Annotated in this window: 14 protein-coding genes; 8 read left to right on the forward strand and 6 right to left on the reverse strand. The window is 72.0% G+C overall.

Translation table 11 applies throughout. The features are described from left to right. Positions 1-91 precede the first annotated feature (91 nt). The 4 genes from nth (at position 92) to ABD831_RS12380 (ending at position 3,875) form a co-directional block, all read left to right on the forward strand. Positions 92-751, forward strand: a complete 660-nt coding sequence (gene nth / locus ABD831_RS12365; RefSeq protein ID WP_344946923.1) for an endonuclease III — start codon at positions 92-94, stop codon at positions 749-751. Beyond that, positions 748-1,491, forward strand: a complete 744-nt coding sequence (locus ABD831_RS12370; RefSeq protein ID WP_344946632.1) for an NUDIX hydrolase — start codon at positions 748-750, stop codon at positions 1,489-1,491. Before nth ends, ABD831_RS12370 begins: the two co-directional genes overlap by 4 nt. After that, positions 1,488-2,693, forward strand: a complete 1,206-nt coding sequence (locus ABD831_RS12375) for a MarP family serine protease (RefSeq protein WP_344946635.1) — start codon at positions 1,488-1,490, stop codon at positions 2,691-2,693. The genes ABD831_RS12370 and ABD831_RS12375 overlap by 4 nt, the downstream gene beginning before the upstream one ends. Positions 2,694-3,089: 396 nt before the next feature. Further along, positions 3,090-3,875: a GNAT family N-acetyltransferase gene (locus tag ABD831_RS12380; RefSeq protein ID WP_344946639.1), complete on the forward strand. Its 786-nt coding sequence runs from the start codon at positions 3,090-3,092 to the stop codon at positions 3,873-3,875. Between the two features lie 107 nt (positions 3,876-3,982). On the opposite strand, the gene ABD831_RS12385 is transcribed toward ABD831_RS12380, so the two are convergent. The 4 genes from ABD831_RS12385 to ABD831_RS12400 are packed head-to-tail and all read right to left on the reverse strand — an operon-like array spanning position 3,983 to position 7,525. Continuing rightward, the gene (locus ABD831_RS12385) at positions 3,983-4,375 is read right to left on the reverse strand and encodes a universal stress protein (RefSeq protein ID WP_344946644.1); all 393 of its coding nucleotides are present in this window, start codon (positions 4,373-4,375) and stop codon (positions 3,983-3,985) included. Then, entirely contained in the window at positions 4,372-5,955 is a 1,584-nt protein-coding gene (locus tag ABD831_RS12390) for a tripartite tricarboxylate transporter permease (RefSeq protein ID WP_344946647.1), read from the reverse strand. Before ABD831_RS12390 ends, ABD831_RS12385 begins: the two co-directional genes overlap by 4 nt. Further along, complete coding sequence (locus tag ABD831_RS12395) at positions 5,955-6,488, reverse strand: tripartite tricarboxylate transporter TctB family protein (protein ID WP_142179187.1); 534 nt, start codon at positions 6,486-6,488, stop codon at positions 5,955-5,957. Before ABD831_RS12395 ends, ABD831_RS12390 begins: the two co-directional genes overlap by 1 nt. A 2-nt stretch (positions 6,489-6,490) precedes the next feature. Continuing rightward, a complete protein-coding gene (locus tag ABD831_RS12400; protein WP_344946652.1) occupies positions 6,491-7,525 on the reverse strand; it encodes a Bug family tripartite tricarboxylate transporter substrate binding protein in 1,035 nt (344 codons plus the stop codon). Positions 7,526-7,626: 101 nt separating this feature from the next. On the opposite strand from ABD831_RS12400, the gene ABD831_RS12405 reads away from it, so the two are divergent. After that, positions 7,627-9,354, forward strand: a complete 1,728-nt coding sequence (locus tag ABD831_RS12405) for a sensor histidine kinase (protein WP_344946655.1) — start codon at positions 7,627-7,629, stop codon at positions 9,352-9,354. After that, positions 9,351-10,034 (forward strand): response regulator, encoded by a 684-nt coding sequence (locus tag ABD831_RS12410; protein WP_142179184.1) that lies wholly within the window; start codon positions 9,351-9,353, stop codon positions 10,032-10,034. Before ABD831_RS12405 ends, ABD831_RS12410 begins: the two co-directional genes overlap by 4 nt. Before the next feature lie 162 nt (positions 10,035-10,196). On the opposite strand, the gene ABD831_RS12415 is transcribed toward ABD831_RS12410, so the two are convergent. Both ABD831_RS12415 and ABD831_RS12420 read right to left on the reverse strand, forming a co-directional pair. Beyond that, positions 10,197-10,721, reverse strand: coding sequence for an FMN-binding protein (locus tag ABD831_RS12415; protein ID WP_344946659.1), 525 nt, complete (start codon positions 10,719-10,721; stop codon positions 10,197-10,199). After that, the gene (locus ABD831_RS12420; RefSeq protein ID WP_344946662.1) at positions 10,718-12,190 is read right to left on the reverse strand and encodes a ferredoxin reductase family protein; all 1,473 of its coding nucleotides are present in this window, start codon (positions 12,188-12,190) and stop codon (positions 10,718-10,720) included. Before ABD831_RS12420 ends, ABD831_RS12415 begins: the two co-directional genes overlap by 4 nt. 61 nt (positions 12,191-12,251) lie before the next feature. On the opposite strand from ABD831_RS12420, the gene ABD831_RS12425 reads away from it, so the two are divergent. Together ABD831_RS12425 and ABD831_RS12430 are read left to right on the forward strand one after the other, a co-directional pair. Next, positions 12,252-12,926, forward strand: coding sequence for a response regulator transcription factor (locus ABD831_RS12425; RefSeq protein ID WP_344946665.1), 675 nt, complete (start codon positions 12,252-12,254; stop codon positions 12,924-12,926). Between the two features lie 29 nt (positions 12,927-12,955). Next, complete coding sequence (locus ABD831_RS12430) at positions 12,956-14,182, forward strand: sensor histidine kinase (protein ID WP_344946668.1); 1,227 nt, start codon at positions 12,956-12,958, stop codon at positions 14,180-14,182. The last annotated feature ends 23 nt before the right edge of the window (positions 14,183-14,205 follow it).

Raw genomic sequence — 14,205 nt, forward strand, 5'->3', positions numbered from 1 at the left:
AGCCCGGCGGCATACAGTGTCGTCCGTGTCCCCCCGAGCCCTCGTGGTCGCCGACGAGACCCCGGTCTCGCGCACGCGCCGCGCCCGCAAGATGTACCGCTCCCTCCACGAGCGCTACCCGTACGCGCACTGCGAGCTCGACTTCACGACCCCGTTGGAGCTGCTCGTCGCGACGATCCTGTCGGCCCAGACGACGGACGTCGGGGTCAACAAGGTGACGCCGATCGTCTTCGCGAAGTACCCGACGGCCGCCGACTACGCGAACGCGGACCGCACCGAGCTCGAGACGATCATCCAGCCGACCGGCTTCTACCGCGCCAAGACCGACTCGCTCATCAAGCTCGGCATCGCGCTCGTCGAGCGTTTCGACGGTGAGGTGCCGCCCCGTCTCAAGGACCTCGTGACGCTGCCCGGGGTCGGGCGCAAGACGGCGAACGTCGTGCTCGGCAACGCCTTCGACATCCCCGGCATCACGGTCGACACGCACTTCGGCCGCCTCGCGCGCCGCTTCGGGTGGACCGAGGAGGAGGACCCCGTCAAGGTCGAGCACGAGGTCGGGCGCCTGTTCATGCGCAAGGACTGGACGATGCTCAGCCACGTCGTGATCTTCCACGGCCGCCGCACCTGCCACGCGAAGAAGCCGGCATGCGGGGCGTGCCCGGTCGCGCAATGGTGCCCGAGCTACGGGGCGGGCGAGACCGACCCGGACAAGGCGGCGAAGCTCCTGAAGTACGAGCTGGCGCCCAAGTGACGGACGTCGTCAGCCGGATCGCGTATGCCGGCAGGTCGGGTTCCATCGAACCGTCCCCGGCCGTCGGGGCCGGGGGCGTCGCGCGTCCGGCGTGGATGGACGAGCTCGCGGTGCGGCTCGAGAGCGTTGCGCCCGAGTGGTTCTCGCGCTTCCTGCCCCCGGAGGAGGGCGGCCGCGAGTCGGCGGTCCTCATCCTCTTCGGTCCGCCCCCGGCCGGCGCCGAGGACGAGGGCGAGCACGTCGTGCTCATCGAGCGCTCCCACACGATGCGCACCCAGCCGGCCCAGATCGCCTTCCCCGGCGGCTCGCGCGACCCGGAGGACGACGACCTCGTCGCGACGGCGCTGCGCGAGGCCGAGGAGGAGACCGGTGTCGACCCTGCAGGCGTCGACGTCGTCGCCCAGCTGCCCTCGCTGTTCCTCGCGCCGGCGCAGTTCGTCGTGGCCCCGGTGCTCGGGTGGTGGGCACGGCCCTCGTCGATCGGGGTCCGTGACCCTGCGGAGGTGCACGACGTGCTCTCCGTGCCGGTGTCGCACCTCGTCGACCCGGCGACCCGCTTCTCGGTGACGCACCCGTCGGGCTACGTCGGTCCGGGTTTCGACCTCGACCACCTGCTCCTCTGGGGCTTCACGGCCGGGCTCATCAGCAGCGTGCTCGAGCTCGGCGGGCTCTCGCAGCCGTGGGACGCCGACGTCATGCGGCCGCTGCCGGAGCGCTACCTCGTGGGGAGGCGCGCATGAGCGGCAGCGTCGTGCTCGACATCGCCCTCGTCCTGCTGCTGCTGGCCTACGGCTTCTCGGGCTATCGGCAGGGACTCATCCAGAGCGTCTGCTCGCTCGTGGGCTTCTTCGCCTTCGCGATGTTCGCGGTCTGGCAGCTGCCCGAGCTGCTGGCTCGCTGGCCGGCAGTGGCCGACGACGACCGAACCCGGGTGCTCGTCCTGCTCCTCGGCGTCGTCGCCTTCGGGTGGCTGGGCCAGTACCTCGGCAGCCTGCTCGGGTCGCGGATCAGGCGCAGCGTCGGGCAGACGTCGCTGCGACGGGCCGACTCGGTGCTCGGAGCCGTCGTCGTGACCCTCGCGGCGAGCCTCATCATCTGGTTTATCGGCGGCGCGCTGCGCACGGCCGGCAACCCGGCGCTGTCCAAGGCCATGGCCGAGTCCAAGGTGCTCCAGGTCGTCAACTCGGTCGTGCCCGAGGAGACCGGTCAGGTCTTCGCGAGCTTCCGCGGCTTCCTGTCGAGCCAGGGCTTCCCGCAGGTCTTCGGCGGTGGCCTCTCACCGGAACCGATCACGCCGGTGCAGGAGCCCGATCCCTCTGTCGCGCAGTCCCAGGCGATCCGCGCGGCCGGTCGGTCGGTCGTCAAGGTGACGACGCAGTCCCAGTCGTGCCAGCGCGGCCAGGAGGGCACCGGTTGGGTGCTGTCGCCCGGACGCATCGTCACCAACGCCCACGTCGTCGCCGGCGCCGACGAGGTGCGCGTCCAGGGCGGCGACCAGACGCTCCGTGCGCGAGTCGTCATCTTCGACTCGCGCCGTGACCTGGCGGTGCTCAGCGTGCCGGGACTCCTGCTGCCCCCGCTCCCACTCGGCGGCGAGCTGAAGCGCGGCGACTCGGCGGCCGTCCCGGGCTACCCGCTCGACGGTCCCTACCACGTCGTCTCGGCCCGAGTCCGGGCGCAGCTCGATGCCCGCGGGCTCGACATCTACGGTCGGGAGCGCGTCGTGCGCGAGATCTACTCGCTCGCGGCGACCGTGCAGCCGGGCAACTCCGGCGGCCCGCTGCTCGACACCAACGGCCAGGTCGTCGGCGTCATCTTCGCCAAGTCGCTCGAGGACGCCGCCACCGGCTATGCCCTGACGCTCGCCGAGGCCAAACCGGTCCTCGACGAGGCCGCCTCGGCCGGCGCCGAGGTCGACACCGGCGCCTGCGTCGCCGGCTGACCTCCGCCTCCTTCACCGTCGAAAGGCCACGACTGGCCCACCCCTGACCGTCGAAAGGCCACGACTGGCCCACCCCTGACCGTGGAAAGGCCACGGATGGCCGGCCATGCGTGGCCTCTCGACGGTTGCCCAAGGGCCATCCGTGGCCTCTCGACAGTTGCCCAAGGGCCATCCGTGGCCTCTCGACGGTTGCCCAAGGGCCATCCGTGGCCTCTCGACGGTTGCGCGAGGGCCATGCGTGGCCTTTCGACGGTTGCGCGAGGGCCATGCGTGGCCTTTCGACGGTTGCGCGAGGGCCATGCGTGGCCTTTCGACGGTTGCGTGAGGGCCATGCGTGGCCTTTCGACGGTTGCGCGAGGGCCATGCGTGGCCTTTCGACGGTGCAGGATCGGGGGGGTGCGCATCGACAGTCCGGGCCTGACGACCGACCTCGACCTGCTCCGGCTCCAGGGGTCGGCCGTGACCGACCACGGCGACCACCTCGTCGTGCGGACCGAGGCCAACCCGACCTTCTGGTGGGGCAACTACGTGCTCGTCGGGGGCGCCGCCCGCGCCGGCGAGGTCGACCGCTGGGTCGCCCGCTTCGAGGAGGAGTTCCCCGAGGCGCACCACCGCGCGGTCGCTTTCGCGCAGGCGGGCGGGGACACCGACGCGTGGACCGCGCGCGGCTGGGAGGTCGAGGGTGACGTCGACCTCGCCACGACGCAGGTGCCGGTGGCCGGGGACGTGCCTGACGGCACACGGCTGCGGGTGCTGACGACCGACGACGACTGGGAGCAGGCGGCGCAGGTCGGCGGCCGGGACACGCCGGAGGCGCAGCGAGAGGGCCGGCTCGTCTTCGAGCGCCGCCGGGTCACTGCGCAGCGCGCGCTCGTCGACTCCGGTCGCGCCCGGTGGTTCGGGGCGTTCGACGATGACCGGATCGTGGCCCGGCTCGGCATCGTGCGGCTCGGTGGGCTCGCCCGCTACCAGGACGTCGTGACCCTCGAGAGCCACCGCCGGCGGGGGCTCGCCGGCGCGCTCGTGCGGGCTGCAGGCGAGTGGGCGTTCGAGGACCCCACGGTGGGTGAGCTGGTCATCGTCGCCGAGGACGGCGGCCCGGCGATCGGGCTCTACCAGCGGGCCGGCTTCACCGAGGTCGCCCGCCACGTCGGCGTCTCCCGAGCGCCCGCCGACGCCTGACCCGACACGTCGAGTGCCCACCTCCACGTAGGGAAGTGGGCACTGACGTGATGCGGGAGTATGCCGTGTGGCGGGGCCGCCCGGCCCGGCCCGGCTGGCCGGTCCGCTCAGTCCGCCTTGACGGCGAGGACGGGGCAGCGGGCGTCGAGGAGCAGGCGCTGCGCGGTGGAGCCGAGCAGCAGCTTGCCGACCGGGCTGCGGTGGCGGATGCCGATGACGAGCATCCGCGGGTGCTCGCTGTCGATGACCTCGAGGATCTGGTCGGCCGCGTCGGTCCCGTGCTCGATGCGCCGCACCTCGTGCGGCACCCCGGACTCGGCGAGGTCGGCGTCGAGCCGGTCGAGGTCCGAGCTCTCGGCGCGGTGCGCGTCGACGAGCTTGTCGTCGCGCGACATGTTGATGACGAGCACCGACTCGTCGTGCGCCCGAGCCTCGGCGATCGCGGCCGCGAGGGCCGCCTCGCCCTGCGGGGTGGGGATGTAGCCGACGAGGATCGTCATGCCGTCACCTCCTGGGTGGTCGAGGAGGTGGTCGAGGAGGTGGTGGGCGACGTGGCCGGCGTGCCGGACCCGCTGCCGTCGTTGCCCCCGTCGTGGCCGCGGCGGCGACCACGCAGCTTGGCGGCGAGCGGCCACAGGAGCACGACCGCGATGATCCCGAAACAGACCCAGGCGACCGGGCCGCCGACGAGACCGCTGATCTCGCCGCCCGAGAGCTGGAGCGAGCGGCGACCCTGCAGCTCGGCCAGCGGGCCGAGGATGACGCCGATGATGAGCGGCAGGACCGGCAGCCCGAACCGGCGCAGCGCGAAACCGACGAGACCCAGCCCCAGCAGGAGGAAGAGGTCGAACGGCTGGGCGTTGACGGCATACGCCCCCATGGAGGCGAAGAAGAGGATGCCGGCGTAGAGGTAGGGACGCGGGATCTGGAGCAGCTTGGCCCAGGCGGGCGCGAGCGGCAGGTTGAGCAGGAGCAGCATGGTGTTGCCGACGAAGAGGCTCGCGATGAGGGTCCAGACGAGGACGGGCTGCTTCTCCATGAGCAGTGGCCCGGGCTCGAGGCCCCAGCCCTGCAGGGCGGCCAGCATGATCGCGGCCGTGGCGTTGGTCGGCAGGCCGAGGGCGAGCATCGGCACGAGCGTGCCGGCGGCCGAGGCGTTGTTGGCCGCCTCGGGGCCGGCGACGCCCTCGATGGCGCCCTTGCCGAACTCCTCCGGGCGCTTCGAGAGCTTGCGCTCGGTCATGTAGGACAGGAACGTCGGGATCTCGGCGCCGCCGGCGGGAAGGGCGCCGAAGGGGAAGCCGAAGGCGGTGCCGCGCAGCCACGGCTTCCACGAGCGGCCCCAGTCGTCGCGGCCCATCCACGGGCGGCCGACGGGGATGACGCCGGCAGCCTTGCGGCGCAGGTGGGCCGCGACCCAGAGGGCCTCGCCGACGGCGAAGATGCCGACCGCGACGACGACGACGTCGATGCCGTCGGCGAGCTGGGCGACGCCGAAGGTCAGGCGCTGCTGGCCGGTCACCTTGTCGATGCCGATGACGCCGATCGACAGACCGATGAGCAGGGCCGCGAAGCCGCGGATGCGGGAGCTGCCGAGCACGGCGCTGGCGCCGACGAAGGCGAGCAGCATGATCGCGAAGTACTCCGGCGCCCCGAGGCTGACCGCGAACTTCACGACCTGCGGCATGAGCAGGGCGAGCAGCAGCGTGCCGATGGTGCCGGCGATGAACGAGCCGATGGCAGCGGTCGCGAGGGCCTGCGCGGCCCGCCCGGCCTTGGCCATCTTGTTGCCCTCGATGGCCGTGACGACCGAGGAGGACTCACCGGGGGTGTTGAGCAGGATCGAGGTCGTCGACCCGCCGTACATGCCGCCGTAGAAGATACCGGCGAACATGATGAGGGCCTGGGTGGGCTCGAGGCCGTACGTGACGGGGAGCAGCAGCGCGACGGTCATGGCCGGGCCGATGCCGGGCAGGACGCCGACCGCGGTGCCGATCGTGACGCCGATGAGGGCGAAGAGCAGGTTCATCGGGGTCAGGACGTGGCTGAACCCGTCCATGAGGTTGGCGAAGTTGTCCATCAGAGGATTCCTTGCAGCACGCCGGCGGGCAGGTTGACGTCGAGCCCGATGGCGAAGGCGTAGAAGGTGGCGAGCGCGAGGCCCAGCCCGAAGAGGAGGCCGCGCACGTGGTGGCGGTTGCCGAGGGCGAAGGCCGAGCCGGCGAAGAGGATGGTGCCGCTGATGACCCAGCCGAGCGGCTCGATGAGCACGGCGTTGAGGATGAAGAAGCCGGCGAGCAGGCCGAGGGTCTTCCAGTCGGAGCCGGTCGAGAGGTCGACGTCCTCGCCCTCCTCGGCGCTGCCGACGCCGCCGCGGTAGACGTCGACGGCATAGAGAACGGCGGTCACGAGCAGGAGGATGCCGAGGATGATCGGCACGGGACGGGGGCCGACGGGGTCGTTGCTGCTCGTCGCGTGCCCGATGCGGGCGGCGTCGGCGAGCAGGAGGACGCCGAGGACCGCGAGGGCCGCGCACATGCCGTACTGTGCGCGGTCCCCACCGGTCGTCGTCGTGACCCCGTCGCGGGTGGCGTCGGGTGTCGTGTCGGACATCGTCAGCTCGCGAGCCCGAGGGTGGTGAGGATCTCGGCGACCGAGGCGTCCTGCTCCTTGAGGAAGGTGCCGAACTCGGGGCCGGTGACGAAGGCGTCGGTCCAGCCGCGCTTGGTCATCTCGTCCTTCCAGCCCTGCGAGGCGTGCATCTTCGTCAGCGCGTCGATCCAGGTGGCCTTGTCGGCGTCGGAGATGCCGGGAGGGGCCACGATGCCGCGCCAGTTGGTGAAGACGAGGTCGATGCCGGACTCCTTGAGGGTCGGCACGTCGGGCAGGGCCTCGATGCGCTTCTCGCTCGTCACCGCGAGCACCTTCACCTGGCCGGCCTTGACCTGGTCGAGGAACTCGCCGAAGCCGCTGGAGCCGAAGGAGATCTTGTTGCCGATGAGGGCCGGGAGCAGCTCGCCGCCGCCGTCGAAGCCGATGTAGCTGACGGCCTTGGGGTCGATGCCGACGGCCTTGGCCAGCTGCATCGGCAGGAGGTGGTCGGGACCGCCGGGGGAGGAGCCGCCGCCGACGTTGACCTTCTTGGGGTCGGCCTTCCACGCCGCGACGAGGGCGTTGACGTCCTGGTAGGGCGAGTCCTTGGGCACGACGATCGCACCGGCCTCCTCGATGAGCTTGGCGATCGGGGTGGTGTCGTTGAGCGTGGCCTTGCTCTTCTGCGTGTAGGCGGCGCCGACGACGCCGAGCCCCATCTGCATGGCGAGCTTGCCGTTGCCCTTCTCGTTGACCGTGCGCTGCAGGCCGACGGTGCCACCCGCGCCCGGCAGGTTGAAGACCTGGATCGTGCTCGTGATCTTGGCGGCCTCCATGACCTTCGCCGCGGTGCGGGCAGTCGTGTCGTAGCCGCCACCGGGGGCGTTGGGGACCATGATCTGCAGGTTGTTGGCGGGGGAGCCGCCGGCGGCGCCGGTGCCGCCGGCAGCGGTGTCGTCCTTCTTCGCGGTCGCGCCGCAGGCCGAGAGGGCCAGGGCCGTGACGCCGACGGTGACGCCGAGCAGGACGGACCTGCGGGCGGGAGTGCGAGTGCTCATCGTTGAGGTCTCTTTCGCGTTCTGTGGCTGGAACGGCATGATCGTGGCCTGCGCCACGACGCCGTGTCGCCCTTGTGTCAGCAATGAAGGTTGAGTTCGTTTTGGTCACGCAGAGACCGGGCCGCTTCGGTCGCCTATCCCTCGCCGGGCAGCTGCTCGTCGTGCAGATGGTCATCCTCCTCGGTGTGCTCGTGACCGTCGCGCTCGTCTCGCTGGCGCAGTCGGACGCGACGTTCACGCGCACCGAGGGCCGTCGGGTGTCGGCGATCGCCGAGCAGCTCGCGAGCACCCCGATCGTGCGCACGGAGATGAGCCCCGGCGGCGTCGTCAACGTGCTGCCGGCCGTCGTGCAGTCGGTGGTGACGCAGTACAACGTCACGTCGGTGACGATCGCCGATGCGGACGAGATCGCGCGGGTGGCGTCGGACCCGACGATCGACAAGACCCGCATCCCGCTCGGTGCCCCGGCCGTCGGCGAGGGGGCGAGCTGGACGGGCGTCATGGACGTGCAGGGCGAGCGGATGCTCGTCGCGCAGAGCCCCCTGCTCTACACGCCGACGAGCTCGTCGGAGGCGGCGCCGCTGCCCGTGGGCGCCCAGCTCGGTACCGTCATGGTCGCCGTGCGTATGCCGTCTGCCTGGGACCGTCTGCAGGGCAACTCGTCGTACCTCCCGACGTACCTCGGCATCGCCCTGGTGCTCGGCGGCGTCGGGTCGCTGTTGCTCGCGCGACGGATCAAGCGGCAGACGCTGGGGCTCGAGCCGGCCGAGATCACCGGGCTCGCCGAGAGCCGCGAGGCGATGCTCTTCGGGTTGGCCGAGGGAGTGGTCGCGCTCGACACGAACGAGCGGATCACCCTGGTCAACAACGTCGCCCACCGTCTGCTCGACCTGCCGGAGCATGCCGTCGGGATGCGTCTCGACGACCTGCCGATCGGTCCTCGACTACGCGACGTGCTGCGCGGGGTCACCGACGACGGGGCGGACGGGGTGCAGCGCGACCAGGTGGTGCTGCGCCGCGGACGGGTGCTCGTCATGAACCGCATGCAGGTCAGCAAGGACGGCCGTCCGCTCGGCTCGGTGACGACGCTGCGCGACCGGACCGAGCTCGCCGACCTCGAGCGCGAGATCGGCTCGTTCCGCAGCACGACCGAGCTGCTGCGGGCCCAGGCGCACGAGTTCGCCAACCAGCTGCACACGATCTCGGGGCTCATCCAGCTCGGGGAGTACGACGAGGTCGTCGGCTACGTCGACTCGGTGAGCGAGCACCGCGCTCAGCTCGACCTCACCGTCTCGCGCCGGGTGCGCGACACGGCCGTGACGGCGCTCGTCATGGCCAAGGCCGCGCAGGCCACCGAGCGCCGGGTCGAGCTGCGGGTCTCGGACGACACGTCGCTCGGGCGCATCGGACCGCGCGACTCGGCCGACGTGGCAGCGGTCGTGGGCAACCTCGTCGACAACGCCATCGACGCGGCAGCCTCGTCCGAGGGCGACGACAAGTGGGTCGAGCTCACGATCCGTCAGGACGCGAGCTCGCTCGAGGTGAGCGTCGTCGACTCCGGGCCCGGCATCGCCCCCGAGCTCGTCACCGAGGTCTTCACCCACGGCTTCACGACGAAGGCGGCCCGGGCGGGGGAGCGCGGCATCGGTCTGGCGCTGACCCGGCTGATCTGCCAACGTCGGGGCGGCGAGGTCGAGGTCGAGAGCGCCCCGACGGGTGCCAAGTTCGTCGCCCGCCTCACCGTCGAGGCCGTGCCCGAGCCCAGCCCGGTGCTCAACCCCGCGCCTCAACCCGTGCCCAGCCCCGTGCCCAACGAGGAGGAGCGATGACCAGGGTGCTAGTCGTCGACGACGACTTCATGGTGGCCCGCATCCACCGCGGCTTCGTCGAGCGCGTCGACGGCTTCGAGGTCGTCGGCACCGCGCGCACCGGCGACGAGGCGCTCGCGCTCGTCGGCTCGCTCAAGCCCGACCTCGTGCTGCTCGACCTCTACCTGCCCGACGCGTTCGGGCTCGACGTCGTGGCCCGGCTGCGGGCAGCGGGGGAGACGTGCGACGTGCTCGTCATCACCGCCGCGAAGGAGGCCGACTCGGTGCGCGGCGCGCTGCGGCAGGGCGTCGTCGGCTACCTCCTCAAGCCGTTCGCCTTCGCCGACCTCCAGCAGCGCCTGGTCACGTATGCCGCCGAGCGGGCCCGCGACCTCGGCGACGACCTCACGCAGGCCGAGATCGATGCCGCCTTCACGTCGTCGCAGCCGGTCGGACGAGGTCCCGTCGCGGTGCTGCCGAAGGGCCTCAGCGCCGAGACGGCCGAGTCGGTGGAGCGGGCGCTGCGGGAGGCGCGGGAGTCGCGCGAGACGCTGTCGGCGACGGAATGCGCTGAGGTCGTGGGGATCTCGCGCGTCAGTGCCCGCCGCTACCTCGAGCACTTCGTCTCGTTCGGTCAGGCCGAGGTGACGCTCCGCTACGGCTCCACCGGCCGGCCGGAACGCCGCTACCGCTGGCTCTGACACCGCTGGCTCTGAACCCGGCCGCCGCGCGACCGGGCGGACGTCGGGGAGGGTGCACACGGCATACGCAAAGGGGTTGGAGATGAGAGCGGCCCGCCGACCACAGGGGAAGGTCGGCGGGCCGCGTCGCAGGCACCCTCGGGTGCGGCTCGGGGTGGGGGGTCAGCCCAGGTGGGCGGCGTCGAGCGCCGACTGGAGGCTCTGCTGGTAGGCCTCGCTCGTGTAGGTGGCGCCGCTCACGACGTCGATCTTGGCCGACTGCGCGGCGAGGGCCTCGTGGCGCAGGGTCGGGGCGGCGCCGGCGCTGATCGACACCGAGGTGCCGGAGCTGTCGGTCAGCTGGAGGGCGTGGACGTTGGTGATCTTCTTGCCCGTGAAGCTGACCCGCACCTGGACGGAGCCGTACTGCGTGCCGACGACGGCGCCGTCGACGGTGCCCGACTGGGGAGCCGCGGCGGGGGCCTTGGACGCCTTATGGGAGCTCGACTTCGTGCTGGACGACGTCGAGCCCGATGAGCTCTTCGCCGGCTTCGGCGGGGCCGCGGCGACGGGCGTGCCGGCCTTGGCGCCGGACAGGACGTGGACGCCGGTGACGGCGGCGGGCTTCGGGGTCAGTCCGGTCGCCCAGGACGCGCTGAGGGTGACGATGCCGGCCAGGCCGACGAGGGCGGTCGTTGCCTTCCTCACCAGGAGAACCTCTCGTCGTGGATGTGGGACTTGGGGATGCCGCCCTCGAGGAGGCTGCGGTGGACGAGGTTCATCCACGCGCCCGGCCCGCAGAGGTAGGCCTCGTGGCGGCGCAGGTCGGGGACGAGCTCGGCGAGGCGCTCGGCGTCGGGGACGGGTTGCGCGCCGCCGTGGCCCAGGGAGTGGTCGGGCGGGAGCCACGAGCCGCCCACGGGCGGCCCGACGAGCAGGAGCAGCTTGTGGCCGCCGACGTTGGTCAGGTGCTCCAGCTCGTCGCGCAGGGCGAGCTGCGACGCGTCGTTGGCGCGGTAGACGACGGTGACGTCGCCGGGGCCGGCATGGCCGTGGCGCACGAGCTCCTCGAGGATCGAGCGGACCGGCGTGACGCCGATGCCGGCGGCGAGGAGCAGGACGCGGCGGCGGACGCGCTGGCGGGCGGTGAAGGCGCCGTAGGGGCCCTCGAAGAGGACGCGGGTGCCGGGGCGCAGGTGGGCCAGGCGGCTCGAGTGGTCGCCGAGCTCGCGCACCGTGATGCGCAGGCTGCGGCCGTCGGGGGCGCTGGAGATCGACCAGGGGTGGGCGGTCGCGAGCAGGCGGGGGCTGACGAAGCGCCAGTTGAGGTACTGGCCGGCGCGGACCGGGAGCTTGTCGAGGTGGCGTCCCTTCATCCACACCGACCACACGCCGGGGGCCTCCTCGACGACGTCGGTGACGCGCAGCTGGTGACGCAGGCTGCGGGCGACGGGGACGAGCAGGCGCCACCAGAGGACGCTGGCCGCGACGAGGACGAAGAGGGTCCACCAGTAGGTCCGAACCCACTGCGACGCAGTGAAGTCCGAGCCGATCGAGAGCTCGTGCGGCACCGCGAGGACGACGGCGGCATACGAGGTCAGGTGCACGAGGTGCCACCACTCGTAGGACAGGCGGCGACGGGCGATGCTGACCGATGTCACGGCGATGACGACGAGCAGGGCGGTCGCGATGAACGCGAAGAGCAGGTCGCTGCCGCCGGTGAGCAGGCGGAAGCTCTCGACGACCGGCGCGAACGGGCCGTGCAGCTCGTCGCGGGCCGCGTAGCCGAGGACGATGGCGCCGACGTGGACGAGCACGAGCGGCACGGTGACGCGGCCGAGGATGCGGTGCGCCTTGAGCGCGCGGTCCATCCCGTAGACGCGGTCGATCCACGGCACGCGGGCGGCGAGGAGCAGCTGGATGAGCAGGAGGTCCATCGCGACGAGGCCGGTGAGGCGACCGATGGCGATGAGCATGGTGCTGCTTGTGCCGGCGACCAGGTCGTGGCTGCCGCCGCCGAGGAGGAACTGCGCCACGACGGCGAGCAGGCTCGCGATGGCGAGGGTCTCGAGGAGGTCGCCGGTGCGAGCCTGCCAGCGCCGGAAGTCCGCTCCGGCGCGCAGGGCTCGACGGACCCGGCTGGGGGTCCCACGGTGTGGTGCGATGGTGGTGCTCACATAGACGATGGTCGCCAGCCGATCTCAGAAAGTTATGAGACGTGGCAGAAAGGGTGCCTTCATGACCATTCCGTCGCTGCGCCCGCGGCTGCTGCTCGTCGAGGACGACCCCGACCTCTCGCAGATGCTCGCCGAGCTGCTCGACGAGGAGGGGTATGCCGTGACGGCCGTTCGCGACGGACAGGCCGGGTTGCACCGGGGTCTGGTCGACGAGTGGGACGTGCTCGTCGTGGACCGCGGGCTGCCCGGCATCGAGGGGGTCGACCTCGTGACGCGGCTGCGCTCGCGGGGGCTGACGGCTCCGGTGCTCTTCCTCACCGCGCGGGGGACCGTGGCGGACCGGGTCGAGGGGCTCGACGCGGGGGCGCAGGACTACGTCGTCAAGCCGTTCGACGTCGATGAGGTGCTCGCGCGCCTGCGCGCGCTGCTGCGTCCTGTCGGCGGAGGCGCGAGCGAGCTCGTCGTGGGCGGGCGCCGGCTCGTCGTGGGGGAGCAGCGTCTCGTCGGCGACGACGGTGAGGTGATGCTGTCGGGGCGTGAGGCCCGGCTCCTCGAGACGCTGGCGCGCCGGCCGACGCGGGTCTTCACCCGCGACGAGCTGCTCGACCTGGCCTTCGAGAACGCCGACACGCTCGGGGCGGTCGACACGTACGTCTACTACCTGCGCCGCAAGCTCGGGAAGTCCGTGATCGAGACCGTGCACGGCGTGGGCTACCGGCTGGGTGCGCCGTCGTGACGGGATGGCGGCGGGGGTCGAGAAGTGCTGTGGCGGATGGCGATCCGCTGCGGCGTGCGTCGCGGTCGGTCGCCCTGCGGGTCGGCGCGACGACGGCACTCGTCGTGCTGCTCGCCATCGTGGGCACGGCGGTGATCTTCGACCGGCAGCAGCTCGGTGAGATCCGCGGCCGCACCGAGACGGCGGCGCGCACGGCCGACGACGTCGTCGACGCGCCGCCCGGCACGTGGCTCGTCAAGCTGACCGAGTCGGGTTACGAGGCGACCCAGTCGATGCCGCCGGACCTCGAGTCGCAGGTCGTGGCGGCCGGTGCGGACGTGACCGGTCAGACGAGCTTCACGGCGGACGGGCGCTCGTGGCCCGCGTGGGTCGACCAGCGTGACGGCGCCAGCTACGTCGCCGTCTATGACATCCGGCTGCACACGGGGGAGGAGCAGCGGCTGCTCATGGCGACGATCGTGGCCGGGGTCGTCGGGGTGCTGCTCGCCGCGCTGACCGGTCTGCTCGCCGGGCGCCGGGCCGTGCGGCCGCTGGGTGAGGCGATGGAGCTGCAGCGGCAGTTCGTCGCCGACGCCTCGCACGAGCTGCGCACCCCGCTCGCCGTCATCAGCACCCGGGCGCAGATGCTGCGCCGTCACGTCGCGGTGGACGCGGCTGCCGCGGACGGCGACCCGGCAGCCGCCCGCCGGCTGGCCGAGGTCGACCAGCTCGTCCACGACACCCAGGCGATGGCCGACGTCGTCTCGGACCTGCTGCTCTCGGCGCAGCTCGAGCACGTCGACGAGGTGGCCGAGCGCGTCGACCTCGGCGCGCTCGCGTCCGAGGTCGTGACGTCGCTGATGCCGTATGCCGCCGAGCGCGGAGTCACGCTGGTCGACGAGGGCGCAGGTGCGGGTGGCGCGTGCGTCGTGGACGGCGTCGGGCCGAGCCTGCGCCGGTCGGTGCTGGCGCTCGTCGACAACGCGATCGCCCACTCCGACAAGGATTCTCGGGTGGAGGTGCGCTCGACGGCTGTTGGGGGTGAGGCGAGGGTCGACGTCGTCGACCACGGCCACGGCGTCGACGTCGAGGACGTCGAACGGCTCAGCCGGCGTTTCTCCCGCGGCGACGGCGCGTCGGGCGGCCGACGCGTCGGTCTCGGGCTCGCTCTGGTCACCCAGATCGTCCGGTCCCACGGCGGCCGCCTCGAGGTCGCCGAGACACCCGGTGGGGGAGCCACCTTCAGCCTCCTCATCCCGGCCGCAACTGACGACTGAGCAGCCAGCGCAGACGTGGGAAG

It is taken from the genome of Terrabacter ginsenosidimutans, from assembly GCF_039539425.1.
Taxonomy (GTDB): domain Bacteria; phylum Actinomycetota; class Actinomycetes; order Actinomycetales; family Dermatophilaceae; genus Terrabacter; species Terrabacter ginsenosidimutans.